This window comes from Candidatus Nitrotoga sp. M5 (genome assembly GCF_927904885.1).
GTDB lineage: Bacteria > Pseudomonadota > Gammaproteobacteria > Burkholderiales > Gallionellaceae > Nitrotoga.
Genome location: NZ_CAKMNW010000025.1, coordinates 1 through 22,876, shown reverse-complemented (window position 1 = coordinate 22,876; position 22,876 = coordinate 1). Strand labels below are relative to the sequence as shown.

Genomic DNA, 22,876 nt, shown 5'->3' with positions numbered 1-22,876 from the left:
GTGAAACTTTCATGCGCCTGCTACGCCTGCTAAAAATAATTTTTGTCGTGCTGCGCTTCGGCCTGGACGAATTTTTACTTGCACATTCACGCACACGCTGGCTGCTGGTGCCAATCAATCTGCTGCTATTCGCACGTGACACCTCTAAACCGCGCGCCGTGAGACTGCGCCATGCATTGGAAAACCTGGGGCCGATCTTCGTAAAGTTCGGTCAAATGCTTTCCACTCGCCGCGACCTGATTCCTGTCGATCTCGCCGACGAACTTGCAAAACTGCAAGACCAGGTACCACCCTTTCCTTCTGCACAAGCTGTGGCTTTACTGGAGGCCACCTACAATAAAAAACTTTATGACGTATTCAACAGCTTTGAGGAAAACCCTATAGCTAGTGCCTCGGTGGCTCAAGTACATTTTGCCGTGCTGCCGAATGGACGCGAAGTCGCAATAAAAATTCTGCGTCCCGGCATCGCACGTATCATCGAGCACGACATCGCATTACTTGAGATCTGCGCTAGCTTAACTGAACGATGGTGGGAAGACGGCAAGCGGCTCAAGCCATGCAAAGTGGTAGAGGAGTTCGAAAAACATCTGCGCAACGAACTCGACCTGATGCGCGAAGCCTCTAGCGCCAGCCAATTAAAACGCAATTTTGCAAATTCAAAACTGTTGCTAGTCCCAGAAGTTTTTTGGGACTGGTGTACAGATGAAGTAATGGTGATGGAACGTATGAATGGCCTTCCCGTCAATAATGTGGACGTACTGCATGCGGCCGGCATTGACCTCCCTACGCTTGCGGCCAATGGCGTGGAAATTTTCTACACCCAAGTATTTCGCGATGGATTTTTTCATGCTGACATGCACCCAGGTAATGTGCAGGTGGCAGCGGATGGCCGCTACATTGCACTGGATTTCGGTATCATGGGCACGCTGACAGATTCCGACAAACATTATCTCGCACAGAACTTCATTGCTTTCTTTCGACGCGACTATAAACGCGTGGCAGAAGCACATATAGAGTCCGGTTGGGCACCTGCCGATACCCGTGTAGATGAGCTGGAAGCAGCCATTCGAGCTGTGTGCGAGCCAATATTTGACCGACCCTTGCGTGAAGTTTCTTTTGGTCGTGTGTTGCTGCGCCTATTCCAGACCTCGCGCCAATTCGGCATCGAAGTCCAGCCACAACTCGTGCTACTTCAAAAAACCTTGCTTAATATCGAGGGACTGGGCCTGCAACTCGATCCCGAACTGGACCTGTGGAAGACTGCCAAACCTTGGCTGGAACGCTGGATGAGCGAGCAAATTGGCTGGCGTGGTTTTATTAATGCGCTAAAAATAGAGGCGCCACACTACGCCATTCTATTGCCGCAACTACCGCGCCTGCTGCACCAGAGCCTGAATGAAAAGTCCGAATTGCAAATTGCAGGCGTATTGCGAGAATTAGTGTCCCAGCAAAAACAAATAAGCCGACTGATCACATTAGTCGCGTTAATTTTGTTCGGGTTTATTGTTTTTTATTTTGTGCGCGGTTAGGTAAAGTATTTTTTGATATAGCAGCTATCAGTTAACTTAGGGCACCTCTCAATGGAATTTTTCAGAGATTACCAAAGTTAACTTGTGTAGCGCTTCGAAATGTGGATGTGCTGACTGCTTCAACCTGAATCGTCCTGCCAGTTTGAAAAAACTGGCTTCAAAACCAATCGAACTGTCCCACGCCCGGTTGGTTTTGATCGTAAGTTAGCGGTATACACTCATTGTGTCACGCCTCTTTGTGATACCCCGTCACACGCTCTACTTCATTTTTCGATCCAAGAATCACCGGTACACGTTGGTGCAACCCCTCGGGCTTGAGCTCCATGATACGTTCGCGACCCGTGGAGCAAACCCCTCCGGCTTGTTCCACGATGAAAGACATTGGATTGGCTTCATATAGCAAACGTAACTTGCCTGCCTTGCCCACCTCCTTGTTGTCAAATGGATACATAAAGATACCGCCGCGTATCAGAATACGATGCACTTCTGCAACCATCGAAGCAACCCAGCGCATATTGAAGTTCTTTTCCCGTCCCCCTGGCGTTTTACCCTTTACGCATTCATCCACATAGCGTTGCACTGGGGCTTCCCAGAAACGCTGATTGGACATATTTATGGCGAATTCCTGTGTATCAACCGGAATGGTCATATTAGGATGGGTCAACAGGAACTCCCCAATGTCGTTGTTCAGTGTGAAGCCATTTACACCATCTCCGGTGGTGAGTACTAACATCGTGGAGGGGCCATATAGTGCATAACCAGCGCAGACCTGCTTGGTGCCCGGCTGCAAGAAATCCGCTGCAGTTGGGTTGGTCACGCCTTCTGGACAACGAAGAATCGAGAAAATCGTACCAACTGAGATATTTACGTCAATATTGGACGAGCCATCCAACGGATCAAATGTCAGCAAGTACTTACCTTTTGGATATTGCGCAGGAATTGGATAGATATCATCCATTTCTTCAGATGCCATAGCGGCAAGATGACCGTTCCATTGGTTTGCTTCGATAAAAATGTCATTGGTTATTACATCCAGCTTCTTCTGAGTTTCACCTTGAATGTTTTCACTACCTGCGCTCCCCAGCACACCAGTCAATGCACCTTTGTTAACACTATGAGCAATTTGTTTGCAGGCCGTAATGATGTCACTGATCAGCCCAGTGAAGTCACCGGTTGCACTCGGTAATTGCCTTTGTTCTTCGATAATGAATTGCACCAGGTTTTTACTCATGTATTTTCCTTACATTAATTAATAGAATTTTTGAAAATCAGGATTTTACAGGTTTTTGCATTCCCTCTCCACGTCTGTATGACACTTGGCTTTGCCTTTACAACAAAATACGTGAGCATAAACTTCAGAACGGAAATATCCGGAAACCTTTTTATCGACTTGGCGCATTCTCAAATCACGCTCTCCACCATTACTGGTACATGGCACCAAGGTATTTTGGCGAAGAGCCTTACAGTAGCCTCATGATTTTTGCAATCATCTCAATAAACTATAGGCATCTTATTTGACCATTTTGCCATACTTTCCGGCAGGCTTGTCGAGGATGGTGGGCTTCTCCCATGTCCCCGTTCCAATAATTGGTAGCATTTTTTCAACTGAGAATACGCCATAGCGGCCATACATCTCCCACCACAAGAAGAAACACGTTTGCAGGCAGTTTTTTCTAACACCATATCAATCTTTGTGCGACATTCATCCGTGTAGGCGACCTAATCCAGATCAGGCCGCACACATGCAGTAAGTAACCAATTCCACGAACTGCTTCCACGATGCGCTGGATTTCATTATGTCACCGTCCGACTGCTTACCTTTGTTATCGCTGCACGGACCGGAGAGTTAGTTTTGTTTTTTTGTATAACAAACAGCCACTTTTCTGTTGTTGAATGGCGAATGTTGAGTTCTAGTAAAACAAGGTTTATGTAACCTTCAGGATTATTTATGATCAATCTTGATGCCAACACGATGCTGCACTAGAATGCGAGACGGCTTGGGCACCTTAACAGCCTGCCTCATGAAAGTCGGGTCGGTTACAAATTTCTGTATCCTGATGCCCATTTCAATGAACAAAATTTACCGGCAGGAACTTAAGGGCACCTCTAAAAATTCAATTTTCTAAGCGAAACAAGACGCAAATCAAAAATTGAACGCAGTATATATTTAATATATAAGTGATCATTTTTTCGAGTAACGCGGCATTGTGACGAAGATTGGATCCTCAGAGGTACCCTTGAGTGTAATCATGAGTGTCTATCCAAGGCTCACCGTGATTCTCAGATCAGCGTAATTGTCATTAGCCAGGCGATTATTTTTTTTCGTACGGCCGGGCACCAATTTTTGTGACCTTCAATAAAATTTTATTATGCCGATTGACCGTAAAGAATTGGCCCCACTAATTGCCGTCATCGGTTGCGATGGGTCGGGTAAGTCAACTGTGAGCGAGGAAATTCTGGCTTGGGTTAGCAGCTACGGTCCAGCGGAAACGGCTCACTTGGGCAAGCAGTCAGGCAATATCGGCCGTGCTGTGGCTCGATGGCCACTAATCGGACCATGGCTGGATCGCTTAATCGTGCGCAAGACCGATAAGACCCGCACGCAGCGAGCTGGAAAGAAAGCTCCCGGCTTTTTTGTCGCACTGGTGCTCATGGCTTTTTTGCTACGGCGACTGCGCAGATTCCAGAACATGCTCGCGTTACGACGAAAGGGCCTGATCATCGTGACCGACCGCTACCCGCAACTGGATCTGCTTGGCGCTTCCGACAGCACAGATTTGTCTGCCACGGCTTCGGGCAGTGCGGTGGTGCGGTGGCTGGCACGACGCGAGCTGGCTGCCTATGAGTGGATGACCAGCTTTCGCCCTGATCTCGTGATCCGCCTCAATGTTGACCTGGATACAGCGTGTGCACGCAAACCCGATCACCGCCGCGAATTACTGCGCGACAAGGTGGCCGCTATACCGTTGCTGAAGTTCAACGGTGCGCCAATTGTCGATGTGGACGCGACTTTGCCATTGGATGAAGTATTGGCGGCTGCCAAGACTGCAGTGACCCACACACTCACCGAACGAGGCTACACGTCCCAAACCCATGATTTTGTGCCGCCAGCCCGCCGAGCAGGAGTCTGATTTTCAATCAATGTGATGCATAACTCCCGCTTAGCTTAACCAATAGTTTAACAAATTAAATTCGTTGCACATGAACACTCAACTTCCTTCCAATAAAAAGTTCGGCTTATTATTTACAGGCGTATTTTTTGTTTTAGCCCTGTATGTCTACATTATGCATGGCTATACCATAGCGGTAATTTCTTTCACTCTCATGAGCTTGTTTTTTTTGGCCGCAAGTTTTCTAGACTGGTCTCTCCTAACGCCCTTAAACAGAGCGTGGTTTTTGTTGGGGCATACATTAGGCAAAGTAGTAAGCCCGATCGTATTAGGCATTATTTTTTTCGGACTTTTAACACCAGTTGCGGTGATTTCAAGGTTATTTGGTCGTGATGAATTAAAGCTTCGCAAATCAAATTCAAAAACATACTGGATTAAACCAATTGATACTAATACTGATAGTGAATCGTTTAAAAATCAATTTTAAGGTGGCGACATGAGCTTTCTAAAAGAGATGTTCATTTTTTTACGTAAGCGCAAAAAACTTTGGCTTGCTCCGATCATTCTCGTTATCATTTTATTGGGTGGTTTACTCGTTTTAGGACAAGGTTCCGTCCTGGCTCCATTTATTTATACCTTGTTTTAATTGAGCGATGAACATTTTAGGAATATCGGCTTACTACCATGATGCTGCAGCCTGCATATTGGTTGCTGGGGAAATTATCGGTGCAGCTCAAGAAGAACGATTTACAAGAAAAAAACATGATTCTGTATTCCCTGTTAATGCTATTAAATACTGCCTGAATGAAGCAAAATTGTCGGCAGGTGAGATCGATTATGTTGTTTTTTACGATAAACCTTTCCTGAAGTTTGAGCGTATATTTGAAACTTATTTAGCCTTTGCACCCAAGGGTTTCACAAGCTTCGCAACATCGTTACCTGTATGGGTAAAAGATAAGCTATTTCAAAAGTCTGTAATTCTGAATGCGCTAAAAGAGTATTGTGGAAATAAGAATGAAATAGATTGGTCAAAAAGGCTTTTGTTTTCTGAACATCACTTAAGTCATGCTGCATCAGCGTTTTTCCCATCTCCGTTTGAAGAAGCTGCAGTCCTGACGATGGATGGTGTGGGCGAGTGGGCAACCACATCATTGGCTATTGGTCGTGGTAATACACTTACCGTAAAAAAGGAAATTCACTTCCCTCATTCTCTAGGACTGCTTTATTCCGCCATCACTTATTACACTGGATTCAAGGTTAATTCTGGCGAGTACAAAGTAATGGGGTTAGCACCTTATGGCGAACCCAGATTCGCCAACCTCATCAAAGACAATCTGATTGATATCAAAGAAGATGGCTCTTTCCATTTGGATATGAGCTACTTCAACTATTGCATCGGTCTAACGATGACTAACGATAGATTTGACAAATTATTTGGCGCGCCCCCCAGAAAATCTGAATCTGACTTAACCCAGCGAGAGATGGACATTGCTGCTTCAATTCAAGTAGTCACGGAGGAAATTGTCATCAAGCTAGCGCGTGGCATTAAGCAATCAACTGGATTAAAGAATTTGTGCCTTGCCGGTGGGGTCGCGCTGAACTGTGTGGCGAACGGCAAGCTTCTTGGAGAAAACATCTTTGACAATATCTGGATACAGCCAGCCGCTGGCGATGCAGGTGGCGCGGTTGGTGCGGCATTAGCAGCTCATTATCTAATGCTTAATCAACCGCGAAAGGTTGATGCTCAGGATAGTATGAAGGGCGCTTATCTTGGTCCGGAATTCAGCCAGACTGACATTGAGCAGCGGTTAACTGCTGCCGGTGCAAAGTTTGAAACTGTCAGTGACACTGCGTTAATTAATTTGACTGCTCAAGCTTTGGCGGATGGTAAGGCAGTGGGCTGGCATCAAGGCAGGATGGAGTTTGGGCCTCGGTCGCTGGGAGGACGTTCAATTATTGCCGACCCTCGCTCACCTTTGGTACAGAAACAATTAAACCTTAAAGTCAAATACAGAGAATCTTTCCGTCCCTTTGCGCCAAGCGTATTGAGAGAAAATGTTGCTGAATGGTTCCAGCTCGACAAAGATAGCCCCTACATGTTGTTAGTGGCAGAAGTGGCCAAAGAGAAGCAGCTGGAAATGACTGAGGAACAGAGAAAACTGTTTGGTATCGATAAGCTCAATGTACCACGCTCAAAAATTCCGGCCATCACTCACGTTGATTACTCAGCAAGAATTCAAACAGTTCACAAAGAAACTAATCCAAAATATCATGCCTTGATTTCAAAATTTAAGGAATTGACCGGCTGTCCGGTCATAGTGAACACCTCTTTCAACGTCAGGGGAGAGCCTATCGTTTGCACACCCGAAGATGCCTTTAATTGTTTAATGGGAACAGGCATTGAATTTTTGGCTGTGGGGAATTGTATTCTTGAAAAGCAAAATCAGGACATGTCTTTGATAAAGGATTACAAAAATGCGTATGAGTTGGATTAGATCAAGAGCAGCTAAAGAAAGTCTCATTGTTTTGGTGGTGAGTATCATTCTTCTTTTGTTGATTGATTATTTTCTGGGCTATGCAATTCTTAAACAAGCTCCGATTAGCACCAGAAATAATGCAGAGAGGGGTATAAAAATTCGCCATCCTGTATACCACCATACCCTTTCTGCAAATTATGACGGCTTAGGTCGAAACCAATCAGAATACAGATTCTGCACCAATTCAGACGGCTTAAAATCTAAATGTGGGGAAGTCAGTGACCATAAAAAAATCGACATCGGATTTCTAGGCGACAGCTTTACGGAAGGTCTTGGTTTGCCATATGAGAAGACTTTTGTTGGGTTAATTGCGGAAAAATTGCCCGGGAAAAAAATTGCAAATCTTGGTGCTGCATCATATTCGCCAAGCATTTATTACCTGAAATTGAAAGAATTTCTTAAAAACGGATACACATTCAATGAAGTTGTTGTATATATTGACATTAGCGACATTGCGGATGAGGCTAACTATGCTATCGTCGACGGCAAGGTTGTGAATACAATTGGGAGCACAGGTAACCGAAAATTGTTTCCATTATTGAATTTTGGCCTTAAAGGATTACGAGATAGTTCAATATCCGCTTTCGGAATTTTGCATCATGATTACCATGTAGATCATCTGGATTTAACTGACGCAGTTTATCAACGTGATTTTAGAAGAGCTGCCTGGACATTCGATGACAGTAATGAGGGATACGGGGAGCTGGGTGTCAAGGGTTCCATCGATAAATCAATTGCAATAATGCAAAAACTATACGACTTATGCAAAACAAATAACATTAAGCTTTCGATTGGTGTTTATCCTTGGCCTAGCCAGATTCTTTACGATACTGAAGAATCCAATCAGGTAAAAATATGGAGAAACTTTTGTATCGACAAGTGCACGAATTTTTATAACTCATTTCCAACGTTCTTTGACTTGACTAGGTCAACCAGCAAAAAAGAGGTCATTAATAACAATTTTTTTCACGGTGACATGCATTTCAATGAAAACGGAAATCAGATAATCGCTACTGATTTTTTAAAAATCTACAAAAGCAATTGAGTGATACTCTGCAGCAGAAGCCAAGCCTGGGTAGCGCACAACCTGCTACACCAGCCCTCATAAGAAAATTGGTAGCAGGCGTTACAATACGATTGTCGCTGTCCAGTTGCTCACAGATTTCAACATGAAAATTGCATACGTTACCAGTTCACTTGAGGGCAGCGGCGGTCCGCTGCCGATACCAGCGGTCACTCGAGTCTTGCGCAACGCTGGCGCACACGTCGAGGTGTTTGCTCTTACTCGGCGCGATGGTCGAGCCCTTCCGCCGATGCTGGCAGACGGCTTGCAAGTACATGTGCGTGAAGGGGGTAACCGCGACCACTGGGCAGCCTACCGCTGGCTGGATCGTGAAATCGCTACTTACAAACCGGATTTAATCTGGACCTCGGTGGCGCGCGCTAGCCTGATTGGTTTGCTGCTCGGAAAGAAATATTCGGTTCCCGTAGTGTGCTGGCAGCATAACGCCACCCTGAAATGGACCCGATTGTTGCCGTTCTATGTTTTGCGCAAACGCCCTGTGATGTGGATCGGTGATTCGGACATGGTTACGAAAATTACTGCAGAGCGCTTCGGTGTGCCGCCAGAGCGCATGGCATCGTGGCCGTTATTTTCCGTAAATCCGGATGCACCACAGGCACGCCCTTGGCAGCCGGGACAAACCCTGCGACTGGGGTGCCTGGGACGCTTGCACACGCAAAAAGGATATGAACTCCTGATAGAAGCGCTAGTGCAATTGAAGCAACGTGGATTCAAATCCTCCACACCATTCGAAATTCAGATTGCTGGTGACGGGCGCGAGCGCGAAGCGTTAACTGCTGCATTACAACGCAGTGGCATAACGGAGGTACACCTGATTGGTTTTGTTGATCGGCCGCAGGATTTTCTGGCTGGACTGCATTTGTACCTGCAACCGTCGCGCGTGGAAGGTTTTTGCATCGCGGTACATGAGGCGATGCAGGCAAGCCTGCCGGTCATCGCATCGGCTGTGGGACAAATCCCCTATTCTCTGGAACACAAGCGTAGCGGCTGGCTGCTACCGCCAGGTGACGTCGAAGCTCTCGCGAATGCATTGGCAGAAGCCTTAAGCCATCCGGAACGCTTGGCCGCCATGGGACAAGCTGCACGTGCGCGGGTATTGCCACTATACAGTGCCGATACATTCAAACGTGCGGGAGAATCCATTCTGGAGCGTCTGCGTGCTCGTGGCGTGCTAGCGGACTGACTTCAGCAATACCTCTTTCAATCTATACATCCACACATCACAAATTCCCTGTTCAGGCTCCGATATCCAAATGGCGTTTATTAATGGAACTGGACAGAATAACAGTGTCATGAAAAACCTGGTACCTTGACATTTTTATATTGAATAATGGACATATTCAATGGACGGATGTGTCGATGCGGAGATATTAAAAAGTCGCCTTGTATTTTTCAGTAAGCGCAACCAGCCGCTGCCTGATTTCCACCGGCATCTCAAACTCGTCGGCGTAATAGTCCTGTGTTTTTTTAAATTTTTTGATGATCAATTCGTCGTGCATTGCACCCATCAGGCCGTTGATAGTACTGAGATATTGTGAGATGCTGACGTGATAGGGAGAGGGGTAAAGAATCTTCAGGTTATCGTAGAGCGCCACAAGCCGACTGATAACCTTGCGTACTTCGTGAAACTCTTTACTGGTGATTGCCTTTTTAGCAAGATTTAAGTGAATAAACTTAATTTCATCAAGAACATACTGGCGGAAGCTTTCATTTGTACTCGGCTGAAATTTATCTATTTCTTTATTGATCAGAAAATAAGGAAGTCGTGCCAAAAAAAAACGAACAAGAATGGCAATTCGGTTCGCGCTAACATGCTGTTTGTTTTTGAAGGCGTCCTGCAGATTGCCCATGATGGCAGTCATCCAATGAAACATCCGGGGATAGCGGTGCCTTTCATCAAAAGCGGCATACGCAAAGCGCAGGTGCTTGATCTTGGCGCGCAGATACCTGAAAGCGAGCTGATCCTCCGCGCTCAGGGCACGATGCCGGTAAATTTTATTAATGATCGCTAGCAAGTCTTCCCGATCTACGCCGTCTTTCCATAGCTGCCTGCATATCCTGTAGCACTGTGTAAGTTGTTCCTGACTGTAATCGAGGTGAATAACATCGGGCAGCCTAGCATCCGAGTAAATATCATCATGAACGAGCACAGCTGCAAAAAGCGCATCACACTGCTCTGCTGAAAAAAGGGGCTCGTCGAGCGACTTATTCGTTGTGGTCACATTGGCATTGCGATTCAATTTCATCATACTCCTGATTTTTGCAAACAGACTAGGCGCGGCTACCGGCTGGCTGATGCCTGGGGTAACGCCTTTGGCCAATAACGCATGGCTACGGCAAACCACAGCCACACCCATGCTACGCTGATGATCCAGCCTGCGATTACATCTGTCGGGTAGTGAACGCCAAGGGCAACGCGCGAGACACCGGTTGCCAACGACAGGCTTGCTGCAACGACGTACAGAGTCCAGCGTGCCGCGCGCCGTGACAATAGCGGAGACAGCACCAATGCCACCGCCAAATAGAACAGCGTACTGTTCAAGGCATGGCCGCTGGGGTAACTCAGAGAGTTGATATGGTCCAGATACGTGACCAGTTGTGGTCTTGGCCGCCCCACCCAGTACTTGAGTGACGTTGATAGTGCGATGCCGCTGAGCAGAATCCCAGCCATGAACAAGGCGGTGTGCCAGCGGCGCAACATCAGCAGCCCGAGTATCGTCAAGCTAGCTATGACGATACGTGGCACGGTATCACCCAGCCAGGTCAAACCCAGCCAAAATGCAGCAGCCCATTGTGGGCCAGCCAGCTGCTCGGTATTGCCGCTTACGCGAAACCACAGCAGCAGTGGCTCATCAAAACTGGCCGGGCCATAATAAGTCAGTGCAACGCCGCAAGCACTGCTGACCAACAATATAAGTAACGGCGGCCACCACATACACATTGCGCGGATGCAGTTAGTTTTCATAAAAATTCATTCGGCCAAACCTTTCATAAAGCTGCTCGTAAGAATAGCGAATTTACGCAGCAGTATAAAGTACAGATATTGCCAAAATTTATAGATCAGCGTGGTACTCCCACAATAATTTAATGTAAGCTTAGCTGCCGACGGCGGCGATGCTCGGCACTTTCTATTTTAAGGGGTCGACCATGAAATCTCGCTTGTTTGCAGCTATATTTTTACTGATGTCAGGCATCACTCCCTCGGCGCAGGCGAATGACAACAAGCAATGGGCTAATATCAGCGATATTGGCGTCATTGCCTTGGCCGGTACTGCCTTGGCACTTCCGGCGGTACGTGAAGATTGGCAGGGGTTTCGCCAAGCGGGCTACAGTCTCGTTACTGCCGAGGGGGTGGCAATCCTGGGCAAGGCGGTTATACATGAGCGGCGGCCCGATCGCAGCGACAATAACAGTTTCCCGTCAGGGCACGCTTCTTTGGCGTTTGCCTCTGCGACTACCTTGCATCGTCGTTACGGTTGGCAGACTGGCGCTCCCGCTTACGCGCTGGCTACCCTCACCGCTTACGCACGCGTCGATGCCAGAAAGCATCACTGGTACGATGTCGTTGCTGGGGCTTTAATTGGCACCAGTAGTGGCTGGTTCTTCACTGATGCGTTCAACAGCAAGGTGCAGCTGGTGCCTTGGGCCGACAGCAAAAGTGCTGGTGTGCAGATAGGGATGCAATGGTAACGATTGAGCTATTCGCGCGCGGGACTCGCGACGAATGACTACTTTTCCGACGCCTTCGGGTTGGTGGACTCCCAGCCGCCTCCCAAAGCCTTGATCAAGGTCACGCTCGCGACCAGACGGCGGCCGAGCATGTCCAATGCTGCGCGTTCATTGCCGAGCGCGGTAGTCTGCGCCACGATCACGGACAGGTAGTCGACGATGCCATTACGGTATTGGTTATACGTGATCACCGCCGCCTCGCGCGCCGCTTTCACCGCTACAGCCTGCGCTGAAGCGGCCTCGTCGAGGATTTGCAGCACAATCAAATTGTCTTCCACCTCGCGAAAGCCTTCGAGAACCGTCTGCCGATAGTTGGCGACCACCTCGTCATAGGCGGCCTCCGCTTTCGACCTTTGTGCACGGATCGAGCCATTGTCGAAGACCGGCACAGCCGCCCTTGCGCCCCCGACGATTCCGCGTATGGCCGCGCCGCCGTAGAGAACAACCGAAGGGTAGGCCGACGCCTCAGCCACGCCGATCTGCGCGCTGGCGGCCGCCATTCGCCGCTCGGCTGCGACAATGTCGGGACGCCGTTCCAGCAAGTCTGAGGGTAACGCAGGCGGTATTGCGGGTACCTTATCGTCAATAGGTGCGACAGTAAAAGAAAAATCAGCCGGCGCTTTGCCGACCAATACCGCTATGGCATGTTCTAGCTTAGCTCGTGTGACGCGTGCGTCGAGCATCTGCGCCTGTGCGGCGCCGAGCTGGGCTTCCGCTTGCATGATAACGCCTCGGGAGGCTACGCCCACCGCATGTTGGTTGCGTGTGATCTGCAATGATTGTTCGTAGGAAGCGGTCGTATCCTGTAACAAGCGGATTTCGGCATCCTTTACCCGTAGCAGGAAGTAGTTTTGCGCAAGCTGCGCCTGCAGCGACAACCTCGCTGCAGCGAGGTCGGCCGCACTCGCCTGGGCAGCTGCGCCACTGGCCTCGATATTGCGGCGAATACGACCCCACAGGTCGAGCTCCCAGATTGCAAGCATACCTATATCGATTCCTCTAACCCCAGCAAGCAGCATCGGGGACTGCGCTGCCAGAGCCGCATCGGTGAGTGACTGAGCCTGCCTCACCCGTGCCTCCATAGCCTGGAGCGAGTAATTTCGAGGTTCAACCTGGACGATCAATTCGTTGAGTTGGCTGTCATCATAGAGCATCCACCAGTGTTCGTCGGCCGAGACGTCGTTCGTCTGCGGCGCTGTCAATTCGGACGCCTCTTTGTAAGCAGCAGGCACATCCATGGGCGGACGCACGTAGTCCGGTCCAAGCACTGTACAGGCAGTATTGATTGTCGCGAAACCGGCAAGAGCCAGTGTTGTGTACAGGGTCGAGGTTCTCTTCGTAATGGTCATGGTGTCGAGTCGGTGACAGCGGTGAAGTATGTGGCAGTACGGGAATACCGTCGTTGCCGCAGGCTTCGCGCCCAGGTGTTGAAGCGGTCGAGATAAAGATAGACGACCGGCGTGGTGTAAAGGGTCAGCAACTGGCTCATAATCAACCCGCCGCCGATCGCTATGCCCAACGGCTGGCGCATCTCGGCGCCATCGCCATGGCCCAATGCCAGCGGAATTGCGGCGAGTAGCGCAGCCATGGAAGTCATCAGGATCGGCCGAAAGCGCATGAGACATGCTTGGAATATCGCCTCGCGAGGGGCCACCGCTGAGTTTCGTTGAGTATCAAGCGCAAAGTCAATCATCATGATGGCATTCTTCATGACAATGCCAATCAGCATGAAGATGCCGATCAATGCGATGACGCTGAAGTCAGTACGGAATACCATCAAGGCTAGCAGCGCACCTACACCGGCAGACGGCAACGTCGAGAGAATAGTCAGCGGATGTATCAGACTTTCGTAGAGGACGCCCAGAACAATATACAGGGTAAGAATGGCCGCGAGGATGAGAATTGGCTGGTCGTCAAGCACCTCCCGGAAGGCACGTGCCGATCCCTGGAAGCCGCCACGTACCGAGGTAGGCACCCCGATATCGCGCATGGTGCGCTCGATCACTTGCTCTCCCTCCGACAGTGACACCCCTCTCGGCAAGTTGAACGAAATTGTCGTAGCGGCGAGTTGGGAATGATGATTGACCTGGAGCGAGGTTTCGGTCTGCACATGGTGTGCCAGCATTGATAGTGGTACCTGCTTCCCCTGCGGGCCACTGATCTGAAGGCGATCAAGCACCTCGGGCGATTGCGCGTATTCAGGAGCGACGCTCATTACCACACGGTACTGATTCAGCGGTTCGTAGATGATCGAGACTGATCGCTGGGCAAAAGCGTTGTTGAGTGCCGTGTCAATCTGTTTGGGACTAATACCCAGACGCGCTGCCGCGTCGCGATCAACTACGAGCGAAGTCTGCAGCCCCTTGCTCTGGTCGTCGGTGTCAACATCAAGCAGCTCTGGCTGTTGCGCCAGAGCCTGGCGAATGCGCGGTTCCCACAGCCGCAGCTCGTCGAGGTCATCGGCCTGGATTGTGTACTGATTCGACGAGCGGCTCCTGCGGCCACCGACACGAATGTCCTGCACAGGGTTGAGGGTGAGAGTGGCGCCCGGCTCGTTAGCAAGCCGGGCGTGCAAGCGAGTCACGATCTTGTCGGCGCTTTCTTTTCTTTCGGACAGCGGCTTGAGCGTAACGAACACTGATCCGGTGTTGCGCTGGGAGCCGCCAGTGAAGCCTACAACGTTTTCGACAGCTCGGTCAGCGCGCACGATATCCATGAAATTGGTCAGTTTTTTCTGCATTAACTGGAAGGAAATACTCTGGTCACCCTGAATATGTCCGGTGAGCTGGCCAGTGTCCTGATTTGGAAAGAAGGCCTTGGAAATAATGACGTAGAGATAGACATTCAGGCATATGGTGGCTAGAAGGACAAGCATTGTGAGCTGTGAATGCTTAAGTGTCCATGCCAAGCTGCGCTCGTAGGTGCGCAGCATAGCCGCGAACCCACGCTCACTCCATTGGTAGAAGCGGCCTTGCTGGCGTTTGGTTCCCTCCGGTTTGAGCAGTCGGGCGCACATCATCGGTGCGGTGGTGAGCGCGACCACCAGCGAGATCAGAACTGCCACCGCCAGTGTGACTGCGAACTCACGCACAAAAAGACCCACGTATCCCCCCATGAACAGCATCGGAATGAAAACGGCGATGAGCACCAAGGACATAGTCAAAACTGTGGAGCCGACTTCCTTGGCCCCGATCAGTGCGGCTTGCTTGGGCAGAACACCGTTTTCGATATGACGTGTGACATTTTCAAGAACTACGATGGTGTCGTCAACAATGAAGCCGACAGCGATGGTAAGTGCCATCAGCGTCAGGTTATTGAGGCTGAAGTCCAGTAAATACATCACGGTGAAAGTGCTTATCATGGACACCGGTACCGCAACGCTGGGGATGAGTGCGGCACGACCATTGCGCAGGAACAGCAACACCACCAGAATTACCAGCACTACCGCCAGCACCAACGTGTAAGCGGCGTCGCGCAGTGAGGCGCGCACGGTGGAGGTGCGTTCCATCATCACCGCGACGTCAATCGCGGCCGGAACCGACGTCCGCAGCGTCGGTAGAAGCCTGGTGACGCGTTCAACGGTCTCGATGATATTTGCATTGGGCTCACGCTTGATGATCACCAGTACAGCGGGCTTGCCGTTGGCCGAGCCCGCGTTGCGCAAATCCTGCACTGAATTAACGACGTTGGCTACGTCAGCAAGTTTTACGGACGAGCCGCTGTTGCTGTATCCCACGATCACTGGAAGGTACTCGGCGACGCTACGCGCCTGACCGTTGCTGGAAACCTGCCAGTGCCGCTGGTCGTCTTCCAGCGCGCCTTGAGGCAGATTCGAGTTTGACGCGGCGATAGCCGCGCGCACGTTATCGAATCCAATGCCATATTTGTGCAAAGACTGAGGATTGAGTTCAACTCGTACCGCCGGTAGCGAACTGCCACCGATCTCTACCTCGCCCACGCCCTTAAGTTGCGACAATTTCTGGGCGACGACGGTTGAGGCTGCATCGTATATCTGCCCCTGAGTCATAGTGTTAGAGGTCAGGCCCAGGATCATGACCGGTGCATCAGCCGGATTCACTTTTCGATAGGCAGGGTTGGCTGACAAGCCCGCTGGCAGCTCGCTACTGGCGGCGTTGAGCGCCGCCTGCACATCGCGTGCTGCGCCATTGATGTCGCGATCAAGGTCAAATTGCAGCACGATACGTGCTGCACCGAGTGCGCTACTTGATGTCATTTCAGTGATGCCCGAGATACGTCCAAGCGAGCGTTCCAATGGCAGGGTCACCGCCGCCGCCATGGTTTCCGGGCTCGCCCCCGGCAAGGATGCCGAAACCTTGATAGTCGGGATATCAACTTTTGGCAACGGCGAGATCGGAAGTAGCAGCAACGCAAACACGCCGACCAGCATCAGGCCAACAGTGAGCAGCGTGGTGGCGACAGGTCGGTTGATGAACGGTGCGGAGATATTCATGCTGGGCGCCTCAAAGGCGATCACCTTTGACCGTTGCGACCGGGCGAATATCGGAACGCAGCGCTGATGACGGATGCGTCAGCCGCTCAAATGCAAGATAGATGACAGGTGTGGTGAACAGGGTTAACACCTGGCTTACAATCAGCCCTCCGACCAAGGTCACACCCAGCGGATGGCGCAAGTCAGAGCCCACACCCCACCCTATCATCAGCGGCAGCGCACCCAGCAGCGTGGCCATGGTCGTCATCATGATCGGTCGAAAACGCAGCAGGCAAGCCTGGAAAATTGCTTCGCGTGGCGTGAGGCCCTGCTTGCGCTGAACATCGATCGCGAAGTCAATCATCATAATCGCGTTCTTTTTGACGATGCCGATCAACAGAATGATGCCGATAATCGAAATCACGTCGAGATCATTACCAGACAACATCAGCGCAAGCAAGGCTCCAACCCCAGCCGATGGCAGGCTCGACAGGATCGTGACCGGGTGAATGTAACTCTCATAGAGCACACCCAGCACAATATAGACGGTGAGGATCGCGGCCAGTATCAGCCACAACTGACTGGTCAAGGAGGCACGGAAGGCCAGCGCAGAACCTTGAAATTTTATTTGCGTGCTGGCCGGCAAGCCAAGTTCTCGCTGTGTGGCCTCGATTACCTTGACTGCATCGCCGAGTGACGCGCCTAATGCAAGATTAAACGAGATCGTGGCCGCTGGAAACTGGTCAATGCGGGTGATGATCAGTGGTGCGGTGCGTTCGCTTATCTGCGCAATTGACGACAACGGGATTTGCCGCGACTGGTTTTGGTTTTTCGTCCCCGTCACACTATCCGCCGCGCTGACGTAAAGGTTGTTGAGGGCATCCACGCCGTTACGAAATTCGGGCTTGACCTCAAGCACAACGCGCTGTTGATGAGTCGGGGTGAACAGGGTGGCTACCTGACGTTGGCCAAACGCATTATATAGCGCGTTATCCACGGCTGTTGGCGTTATACCAAAGCTATCTGCGAGGGCTCGGTCAATCTCGACATGTGCCTGTAGTCCGCCTTCCTGTTGATCGCTGATCACGTCGGCCAGCATTGGCTCGTTACGTAGCCGCTCGACTAGTCGCGGCACCAATTTGCGCAGCACGCTATCGTCGGCATCCACCAACGAAAACTGATATTGGGTTCGGCTTACCTGATCCTCGATGGTGAGATCCTGTACTGGCTGCATGTATAGCTTGATCCCATCAACCTGGAGGAGCTCGACCTGCAATCGTCGAATCACGTCGCTGGCACCGTCGTCGCGCTGCGACAAAGGTTTGAGGTTAATCAGGAAACGACCGCTGTTGAGCGTCGGATTGCTGCCGTCCACACCAATGAAGGATGACAGGCTTTGAACCGCTGGGTCGCGCAGAATAACGCGACCCAGTGCCTGCTGGCGCTCGGCCATCGCAGCAAAAGAGATGTTTGCCGGCGCCTGAGAAATGCCCTGAATTGCCGCGGTATCCTGGATCGGAAAAAATCCTTTAGGAATGAAGATGTACAAGAGTACCGTTAGCGCCAACGTGACCAGCGCTACCAGCAGAGTCAGGCTTTGGCGGTCGAGCACCCACTGCAGCATGCGACCATAACGGGCAATGACGCGATCAAACCAGGCGCCGCTGGCATGAAACAGGCGTCCATGCTGCTGCGCGGGAACACGACGCAATAGCCGTCCGCACATCATTGGGGTCAGCGTCAACGACACCACGGCCGAGATCAGGGTGGCCACCGACACAGTGATCGCAAATTCCCGAAACAGGCGACCCGCCACGTCGCCCATGAATAATAACGGAATCAACACTGCAATCAGTGACAGCGTCAACGAAATAATGGTGAAACCGATTTGGCGCGCGCCCTTAATTGCGGCTTTAAGCGGCGGCTCACCAGCCTCGATATAGCGCGTGACATTCTCGATCATTACAATTGCATCGTCCACCACAAAACCGGTGGCGACGATGAGAGCCATCAGAGTGAGGTTATTGATCGAGAAGCCGGCCAAGTACATCACAGCAAAGGTGCCAATAAGAGACAGCGGCACCACTACGGCAGGAATCACAGTCGCAACCAAATTGCGCAGAAACAGAAAAATGACCATCACTACAAGCACTACCGCAAGTAGCAGTTCGAACTGAACATCACGTACTGATGCGCGAATGGTTTCAGTGCGGTCGGTCAAAATCTCAACATCAACCGCGATGGGCAGCGATGCCGTCAGTCGCGGCAGCAACTTCTTGATGCGATCAACCACTTCGATGACGTTGGTGCCGGGTTGACGCTGGATGTTGACGATCACCGCCGCCGATTCGTTGGCCCAGGCAGCAAGACGCTCATTTTCGGCCCCATCAAAGACTTCTGCCACATCAGCCAATCGCACAGCAGCGCCATTACGATAGGCGATGATCATAGACTTAAATTCGTCGGCAGATTTGAGCTGATCGTTGACGTCAATGGTGGATGACTGCGTGGGTCCGTCAAAGCTGCCTTTGGCCTGGTTCGAGTTGGCATTGCTGATCGCGATGCGCATGTCCTCGAGCGAAAGCTTGTAAGCGGCGAGAATTTTTGGATTAGCCTGGATACGGATGGCCGGTCGCTGTCCGCCGCTGATGCTAACGAGCCCGACACCGGTCAACTGCGAAATACTTGCCGCAAGCCTGGTGTCAACCAGACGTCTGATTTCTGGCAGCGGCAATGTGGGCGAAGTCAAGGCCAGCGTCATGATTGGTGTATCAGCAGGGTTGATTTTGTTGTAAATCGGCAACTGGGGCAGATCCGGCGGTAGCAAGCTAGCGGCTGCGTTAATGGCTGCCTGCACGTCTTGCTCGGCGACATCAAGCGCGAGGTCAAGGCTGAACCGCAGCGTGATGATCGAGACCCCGCCCGAGCTTGTCGAAGATATCTGGTTCAGACCCGACATCCGGCCGAACTGCCGTTCAAGTGGCGCTGTGATGGTCGAGGTGACCACCTCCGGACTCGCGCCCGGATACAGGGTCACCACCTGAATGGTCGGATAATCAAACTTGGGCAGCGCCGACAGTGGCAATGCCCGATAGGCAAACAGGCCAACGAGCAAGATTGCCACCATCAGCAACGAGGTCGCCACTGGACGAAGAATGAACAGACGCGAAAAGTTCATGGCCAAGCTACGCGGCGACTAAGTTGATCAGACACCACTATTGGCACGTGAATTGTGCGTGACAATCTCAACCTTCACTCCTGCACGGAGCCTGTCCGCGCCATTGATCACGACCATTGCGCCTGTGGTCACACCACTGTCGATCACAGTAACTTCATCTTGCGTGGGCCCGGTTTTCACTGGGATTACGTCAACTGTGTGGTCATCCTTGACGACATAAACAAACGTCCCAGCTGAACCGTGTTGAATAGCAGCTGTTGGCACCAGCGTCGCGTTTCGTCGCATCTCTACGGGCATTCTCACGTTGACGAACTGGTTGGCAAAGAGTGTGCCGTTCTCATTTGGGAACTCTGCTTTGAGCTTGATGGTGCCGGTTGTGGTGTCAATCTGGTTGTCCGCGGCGATCAATCGACCTGTACCCAGCTTTACTTTCTGGGCGCGGTCGTAGGCATCAACTGGGATGTGGTCACCGGTGCGCAGCCGCTTGATCACTTGTGGCAAGTCATCTTCCGGAATCGCGAAAACGACTCCAACGGGTTGCAACTGCGTGATCACCACGAGACCATCGGCATCAGATGTGTGCACGATATTGCCCGGACTTATCCGGCGCAGCCCGACCCGTCCGGTGATAGGCGCGATGACCTGGGCATTCGCGAGCTGCATTTTTGCATTGTTGACCCCGCCCTGGCTGGCTTGCACTGCGGCCTTGTATTGGCGCACCTTTGACTTCTGTGTATCGACCAACTGGTCGGAAATTGAATCCAGCGCAAGCAGCGCGAGATACCGTTTGAGATCGGCTCGCGCATTGTCTAACAGTGCTTGATCGCCCGCCAATTGCCCAGTGGCGAGCGTGAGCTGCATCTTAAATGGACGCGGGTCGATTTGAGCCAACAGATCGCCCTTCTTGACCAGCTGACCTTCCTTGAATGCAATACTAATGATCTGGCCATCCACGCGCGGGCGAACTACGACAACGTTGAGCGGCGTGACGGTGCCAATCGCGAACAGGTAGATCTCAAGGTTGCCATTGCGCACGGGAGCAACAACGACAGGCGTCGCGGGAGGTAAGGAATTACTGCTGCCTCCCGGTTTTTCAGCGCTTCGATGATTGACCGTCGTTGCGGAGTCGGCCCGTTGAGAACTGGCATACCAGATTGCGCCTCCCCCCACTGCCAGACTTAAAATCGAGATGATCACGATCCAGCGCTTCGACCACCGATGCCCTAATCTTGAAAGAGACGTGCTTAAAAACGGACTGATGGAGTCAGAGTTTTTTGTCACGGGGTTGTTGGTAGGCATAAATTTGAAGTCTAATTTTTCAGGCCCTTGGACGCACTAACAGCCTAGAGGAAGGTAATTGTAAATTGTGACAATATAACAGGAACTGCGGCTTTCCAGAAGAGCTAGTCTCCCCTAAAGCGTCCTCTATTCACTCTGACAGATCTGGTTCATGTCTGGATTGGAAATACTAAACCCCTATGTGACCACGCTTTAGTCATTTCGGCTGTGATCGGAGGCACGCTCAATGAGGTTCCACTTGCAGTTTAGCATTCCTCGAGTTGCCGCTCGTAAACACGGTAGCGCTTATAGGCGTGGCCGCCGATTGACTCAATAATGTTGCACATGCCTGCGTTGTCCTCCAATATCCAGGACAACTCGATCTGCTTGGCACCGCGGCTATGCAACTGCTCTCGCACCGCATCAATGACGAGAAATGCCAGTCCAGGCCCGAGACGGGTGTGCTGAAATTTGCGCCTTACGCCCATCAACGGTACACGGGCAGTGCTGGGGAAGCGTACTTTGAGGCGCCACAGAAGCTTTAGCCAACCGGTCGGGAACAGCCTGCCGCCAAGCCCTCGGATCGCCTCGTTGACGTTGGGAAGGGCAACAATGAATGCGGCGGCCTCGCCATCGACTTCGGCAATCTGTATCAATTCCGAGGCGATGAGAAAGCGAAGGTTCTGGCCAACATCGTGGAACTCGGCGGCGGTGATAGGCACGAACCCCCAGTTTTCCGCCCATGCTTCGTTGAATATGTCACGCAACAGGGAGACTTCGTCATCGAAACGTTTTCGATCAAGCGGACGCACCCGCACGCGATGAGCGGACGCGGCGATCAACCGCCGCATCACTGCAGGCGCTTCAAAATCAGGAGCGATCATGTACGCCAGCGTATCTTTAGCTTTATGGTATCCACATTGTTCGATGTACCCTCCATAATAAGGCAGGGCATGTCCCATCATGAATGTCGGCGACGTGTCGAAACCGTCGATTAACAGCCCCATTTCTTCATTTATCGAGAGGTTGAAAGGCCCGCGTACGCGATGCATGCCTTGATCGCGTAGCCATTGCTCGGCGGTACTGAGCAAGGCCCCGAAGGTTTCTTCCTGATCCTCGGCATCCAGCATACCGAAGAAGCCGGTCGCGTCGTCATGTTGTTCCAGATGCAACGCGTCAATCTGGGCACTAATCCGACCCACTGGCTGCTCGCCGCGCCAGGCAATCCACGCCTGCCATCGAGCGTGCTGGAAATACGGATTACTCTTGATTGAGAGATGCATGCGCCGTTCAATCAGCAGCGGCGGGATCCAAGCCGGGTCGGATCCAAGAATAATATTGGGAATGCGGATGAACTGGTCTAAATCCGCCTTTCCGGAAACCGGAATGATACGTAGCGGTGCCGCCTTGCTTGGGTTGAGGTTCACGGTCATTGGAAGATTGAGACGACTGGCAAAAATTATACTTGCGTATTTCTCCATACACATATTAAAAAATAAAGGACTTTTCCATAAATATCCTATGGATATCGGTTTTGCCCAACTGACCGACTAATCTGACGATGGACGATTATATAATGACTGACAGAAAACACCTGTTTTTATAAATGCTCGCTTGAAATTTTGACCATCCCCAATAATTTTGTTTTCCGTCCAGGAATGTGGAATTTTTTAGTACGTAGAGATTAATTAGAGTGCGATTCGTCAACAACGCAGAGTGAGGTTAATGGGGATGGGGTGACGGAAATCAGTAATAAATTTAATCAGGCGACTAATCAGACCATTACGGCGATTGGCGGAAAAAAATTTCATGCATCTGAGCGCAGAATATATCTCCCTGTCCGTGACGTCGGCAAGGATCGTGCAGCAGCAGGAAATCAGAGTTGTTCTGAGGTAGAATTGGCAGTAGTGCGAATTCGAACAGCCTTTAGGGCACCTCGAAAAACCCATTCTCATGAAGCACTTTTGATAAAATTCACCTA

The 22,876-nt window shown here is 51.0% G+C and carries 17 protein-coding genes; 9 read left to right on the top strand and 8 right to left on the bottom strand.

The genetic code is table 11. The features are described from left to right. The first annotated feature begins 11 nt into the window (after positions 1 to 11). Positions 12 to 1,529, top strand: a complete 1,518-nt coding sequence (gene ubiB, locus MJ770_RS07490) for a ubiquinone biosynthesis regulatory protein kinase UbiB (protein ID WP_239250990.1) — start codon at positions 12 to 14, stop codon at positions 1,527 to 1,529. Between the two features lie 226 nt (positions 1,530 to 1,755). On the opposite strand, the gene MJ770_RS07485 is transcribed toward ubiB, so the two are convergent. After that, on the bottom strand, positions 1,756 to 2,760 hold the full coding sequence (locus MJ770_RS07485) for a class 1 fructose-bisphosphatase (RefSeq protein WP_239250989.1): 1,005 nt from the start codon (positions 2,758 to 2,760) through the stop codon (positions 1,756 to 1,758). Between the two features lie 1,138 nt (positions 2,761 to 3,898). On the opposite strand from MJ770_RS07485, the gene MJ770_RS07480 reads away from it, so the two are divergent. The 6 genes from MJ770_RS07480 (at position 3,899) to MJ770_RS07455 (ending at position 9,443) form a co-directional block, all read left to right on the top strand. Next, positions 3,899 to 4,660 (top strand): thymidylate kinase, encoded by a 762-nt coding sequence (locus MJ770_RS07480; RefSeq protein ID WP_239250988.1) that lies wholly within the window; start codon positions 3,899 to 3,901, stop codon positions 4,658 to 4,660. A gap of 70 nt (positions 4,661 to 4,730) precedes the next feature. Then, positions 4,731 to 5,126 carry an SxtJ family membrane protein gene (locus MJ770_RS07475; protein WP_239250987.1) on the top strand — a complete coding sequence of 132 codons (396 nt, stop codon included), beginning with the start codon at positions 4,731 to 4,733 and terminating at the stop codon, positions 5,124 to 5,126. A gap of 9 nt (positions 5,127 to 5,135) precedes the next feature. After that, positions 5,136 to 5,285, top strand: coding sequence for a DUF5989 family protein (locus MJ770_RS07470; protein WP_239235295.1), 150 nt, complete (start codon positions 5,136 to 5,138; stop codon positions 5,283 to 5,285). A 7-nt stretch (positions 5,286 to 5,292) separates the two neighbouring features. Next, positions 5,293 to 7,134, top strand: a complete 1,842-nt coding sequence (locus tag MJ770_RS07465) for a carbamoyltransferase family protein (RefSeq protein WP_239250986.1) — start codon at positions 5,293 to 5,295, stop codon at positions 7,132 to 7,134. Then, the gene (locus MJ770_RS07460; protein WP_239250985.1) at positions 7,115 to 8,221 is read left to right on the top strand and encodes a hypothetical protein; all 1,107 of its coding nucleotides are present in this window, start codon (positions 7,115 to 7,117) and stop codon (positions 8,219 to 8,221) included. Before MJ770_RS07465 ends, MJ770_RS07460 begins: the two co-directional genes overlap by 20 nt. 124 nt (positions 8,222 to 8,345) lie before the next feature. Next, the gene (locus MJ770_RS07455) at positions 8,346 to 9,443 is read left to right on the top strand and encodes a glycosyltransferase family 4 protein (RefSeq protein ID WP_239250984.1); all 1,098 of its coding nucleotides are present in this window, start codon (positions 8,346 to 8,348) and stop codon (positions 9,441 to 9,443) included. A 187-nt stretch (positions 9,444 to 9,630) separates the two neighbouring features. On the opposite strand, the gene MJ770_RS07450 is transcribed toward MJ770_RS07455, so the two are convergent. After that, complete coding sequence (locus MJ770_RS07450; protein WP_239250983.1) at positions 9,631 to 10,509, bottom strand: hypothetical protein; 879 nt, start codon at positions 10,507 to 10,509, stop codon at positions 9,631 to 9,633. Positions 10,510 to 10,541: 32 nt separating this feature from the next. Continuing rightward, on the bottom strand, positions 10,542 to 11,225 hold the full coding sequence (locus MJ770_RS07445) for a phosphatase PAP2 family protein (RefSeq protein ID WP_239250982.1): 684 nt from the start codon (positions 11,223 to 11,225) through the stop codon (positions 10,542 to 10,544). Between the two features lie 182 nt (positions 11,226 to 11,407). Between MJ770_RS07445 and MJ770_RS07440 the strand changes: the two genes are divergently transcribed. Then, positions 11,408 to 11,950 (top strand): phosphatase PAP2 family protein, encoded by a 543-nt coding sequence (locus tag MJ770_RS07440; protein WP_239250981.1) that lies wholly within the window; start codon positions 11,408 to 11,410, stop codon positions 11,948 to 11,950. A gap of 38 nt (positions 11,951 to 11,988) precedes the next feature. Here the strand turns inward: MJ770_RS07440 and MJ770_RS07435 are convergent, their stop codons facing one another. From MJ770_RS07435 to MJ770_RS07415, 5 genes are all read right to left on the bottom strand, one after another. After that, positions 11,989 to 13,338, bottom strand: coding sequence for an efflux transporter outer membrane subunit (locus MJ770_RS07435; RefSeq protein WP_239250980.1), 1,350 nt, complete (start codon positions 13,336 to 13,338; stop codon positions 11,989 to 11,991). Next, positions 13,335 to 16,460, bottom strand: a complete 3,126-nt coding sequence (locus MJ770_RS07430) for an efflux RND transporter permease subunit (protein WP_239250979.1) — start codon at positions 16,458 to 16,460, stop codon at positions 13,335 to 13,337. The genes MJ770_RS07435 and MJ770_RS07430 overlap by 4 nt, the downstream gene beginning before the upstream one ends. 10 nt (positions 16,461 to 16,470) lie before the next feature. Beyond that, on the bottom strand, positions 16,471 to 19,617 hold the full coding sequence (locus MJ770_RS07425; RefSeq protein ID WP_239250978.1) for an MdtB/MuxB family multidrug efflux RND transporter permease subunit: 3,147 nt from the start codon (positions 19,615 to 19,617) through the stop codon (positions 16,471 to 16,473). A gap of 27 nt (positions 19,618 to 19,644) precedes the next feature. Continuing rightward, positions 19,645 to 20,916, bottom strand: coding sequence for an MdtA/MuxA family multidrug efflux RND transporter periplasmic adaptor subunit (locus MJ770_RS07420; RefSeq protein ID WP_239250977.1), 1,272 nt, complete (start codon positions 20,914 to 20,916; stop codon positions 19,645 to 19,647). A 245-nt stretch (positions 20,917 to 21,161) separates the two neighbouring features. Beyond that, positions 21,162 to 22,376 (bottom strand): N-acetyltransferase, encoded by a 1,215-nt coding sequence (locus MJ770_RS07415; protein WP_239250976.1) that lies wholly within the window; start codon positions 22,374 to 22,376, stop codon positions 21,162 to 21,164. A gap of 255 nt (positions 22,377 to 22,631) precedes the next feature. On the opposite strand from MJ770_RS07415, the gene MJ770_RS07410 reads away from it, so the two are divergent. Further along, the coding region (locus MJ770_RS07410; protein ID WP_239250975.1) for a hypothetical protein at positions 22,632 to 22,876 on the top strand (245 nt) is incomplete at its 3' end.

Excerpts from the sequence above, each read along its gene's own strand:
- ubiB (WP_239250990.1), top strand. The coding sequence starts at position 12 with ATGCGCCTGCTACGCCTGCTAAAAATAATTTTTGTCGTGCTGCGCTTC.
- MJ770_RS07485 (WP_239250989.1), bottom strand. The coding sequence starts at position 2,760 with ATGAGTAAAAACCTGGTGCAATTCATTATCGAAGAACAAAGGCAATTA.
- MJ770_RS07480 (WP_239250988.1), top strand. The coding sequence starts at position 3,899 with ATGCCGATTGACCGTAAAGAATTGGCCCCACTAATTGCCGTCATCGGT.
- MJ770_RS07475 (WP_239250987.1), top strand. The coding sequence starts at position 4,731 with ATGAACACTCAACTTCCTTCCAATAAAAAGTTCGGCTTATTATTTACA.
- MJ770_RS07470 (WP_239235295.1), top strand. The coding sequence starts at position 5,136 with ATGAGCTTTCTAAAAGAGATGTTCATTTTTTTACGTAAGCGCAAAAAA.
- MJ770_RS07465 (WP_239250986.1), top strand. The coding sequence starts at position 5,293 with ATGAACATTTTAGGAATATCGGCTTACTACCATGATGCTGCAGCCTGC.
- MJ770_RS07460 (WP_239250985.1), top strand. The coding sequence starts at position 7,115 with ATGCGTATGAGTTGGATTAGATCAAGAGCAGCTAAAGAAAGTCTCATT.
- MJ770_RS07455 (WP_239250984.1), top strand. The coding sequence starts at position 8,346 with ATGAAAATTGCATACGTTACCAGTTCACTTGAGGGCAGCGGCGGTCCG.
- MJ770_RS07450 (WP_239250983.1), bottom strand. The coding sequence starts at position 10,509 with ATGATGAAATTGAATCGCAATGCCAATGTGACCACAACGAATAAGTCG.
- MJ770_RS07445 (WP_239250982.1), bottom strand. The coding sequence starts at position 11,225 with ATGAAAACTAACTGCATCCGCGCAATGTGTATGTGGTGGCCGCCGTTA.
- MJ770_RS07440 (WP_239250981.1), top strand. The coding sequence starts at position 11,408 with ATGAAATCTCGCTTGTTTGCAGCTATATTTTTACTGATGTCAGGCATC.
- MJ770_RS07435 (WP_239250980.1), bottom strand. The coding sequence starts at position 13,338 with ATGACCATTACGAAGAGAACCTCGACCCTGTACACAACACTGGCTCTT.
- MJ770_RS07430 (WP_239250979.1), bottom strand. The coding sequence starts at position 16,460 with ATGAATATCTCCGCACCGTTCATCAACCGACCTGTCGCCACCACGCTG.
- MJ770_RS07425 (WP_239250978.1), bottom strand. The coding sequence starts at position 19,617 with ATGAACTTTTCGCGTCTGTTCATTCTTCGTCCAGTGGCGACCTCGTTG.
- MJ770_RS07420 (WP_239250977.1), bottom strand. The coding sequence starts at position 20,916 with ATGCCTACCAACAACCCCGTGACAAAAAACTCTGACTCCATCAGTCCG.
- MJ770_RS07415 (WP_239250976.1), bottom strand. The coding sequence starts at position 22,376 with ATGGAGAAATACGCAAGTATAATTTTTGCCAGTCGTCTCAATCTTCCA.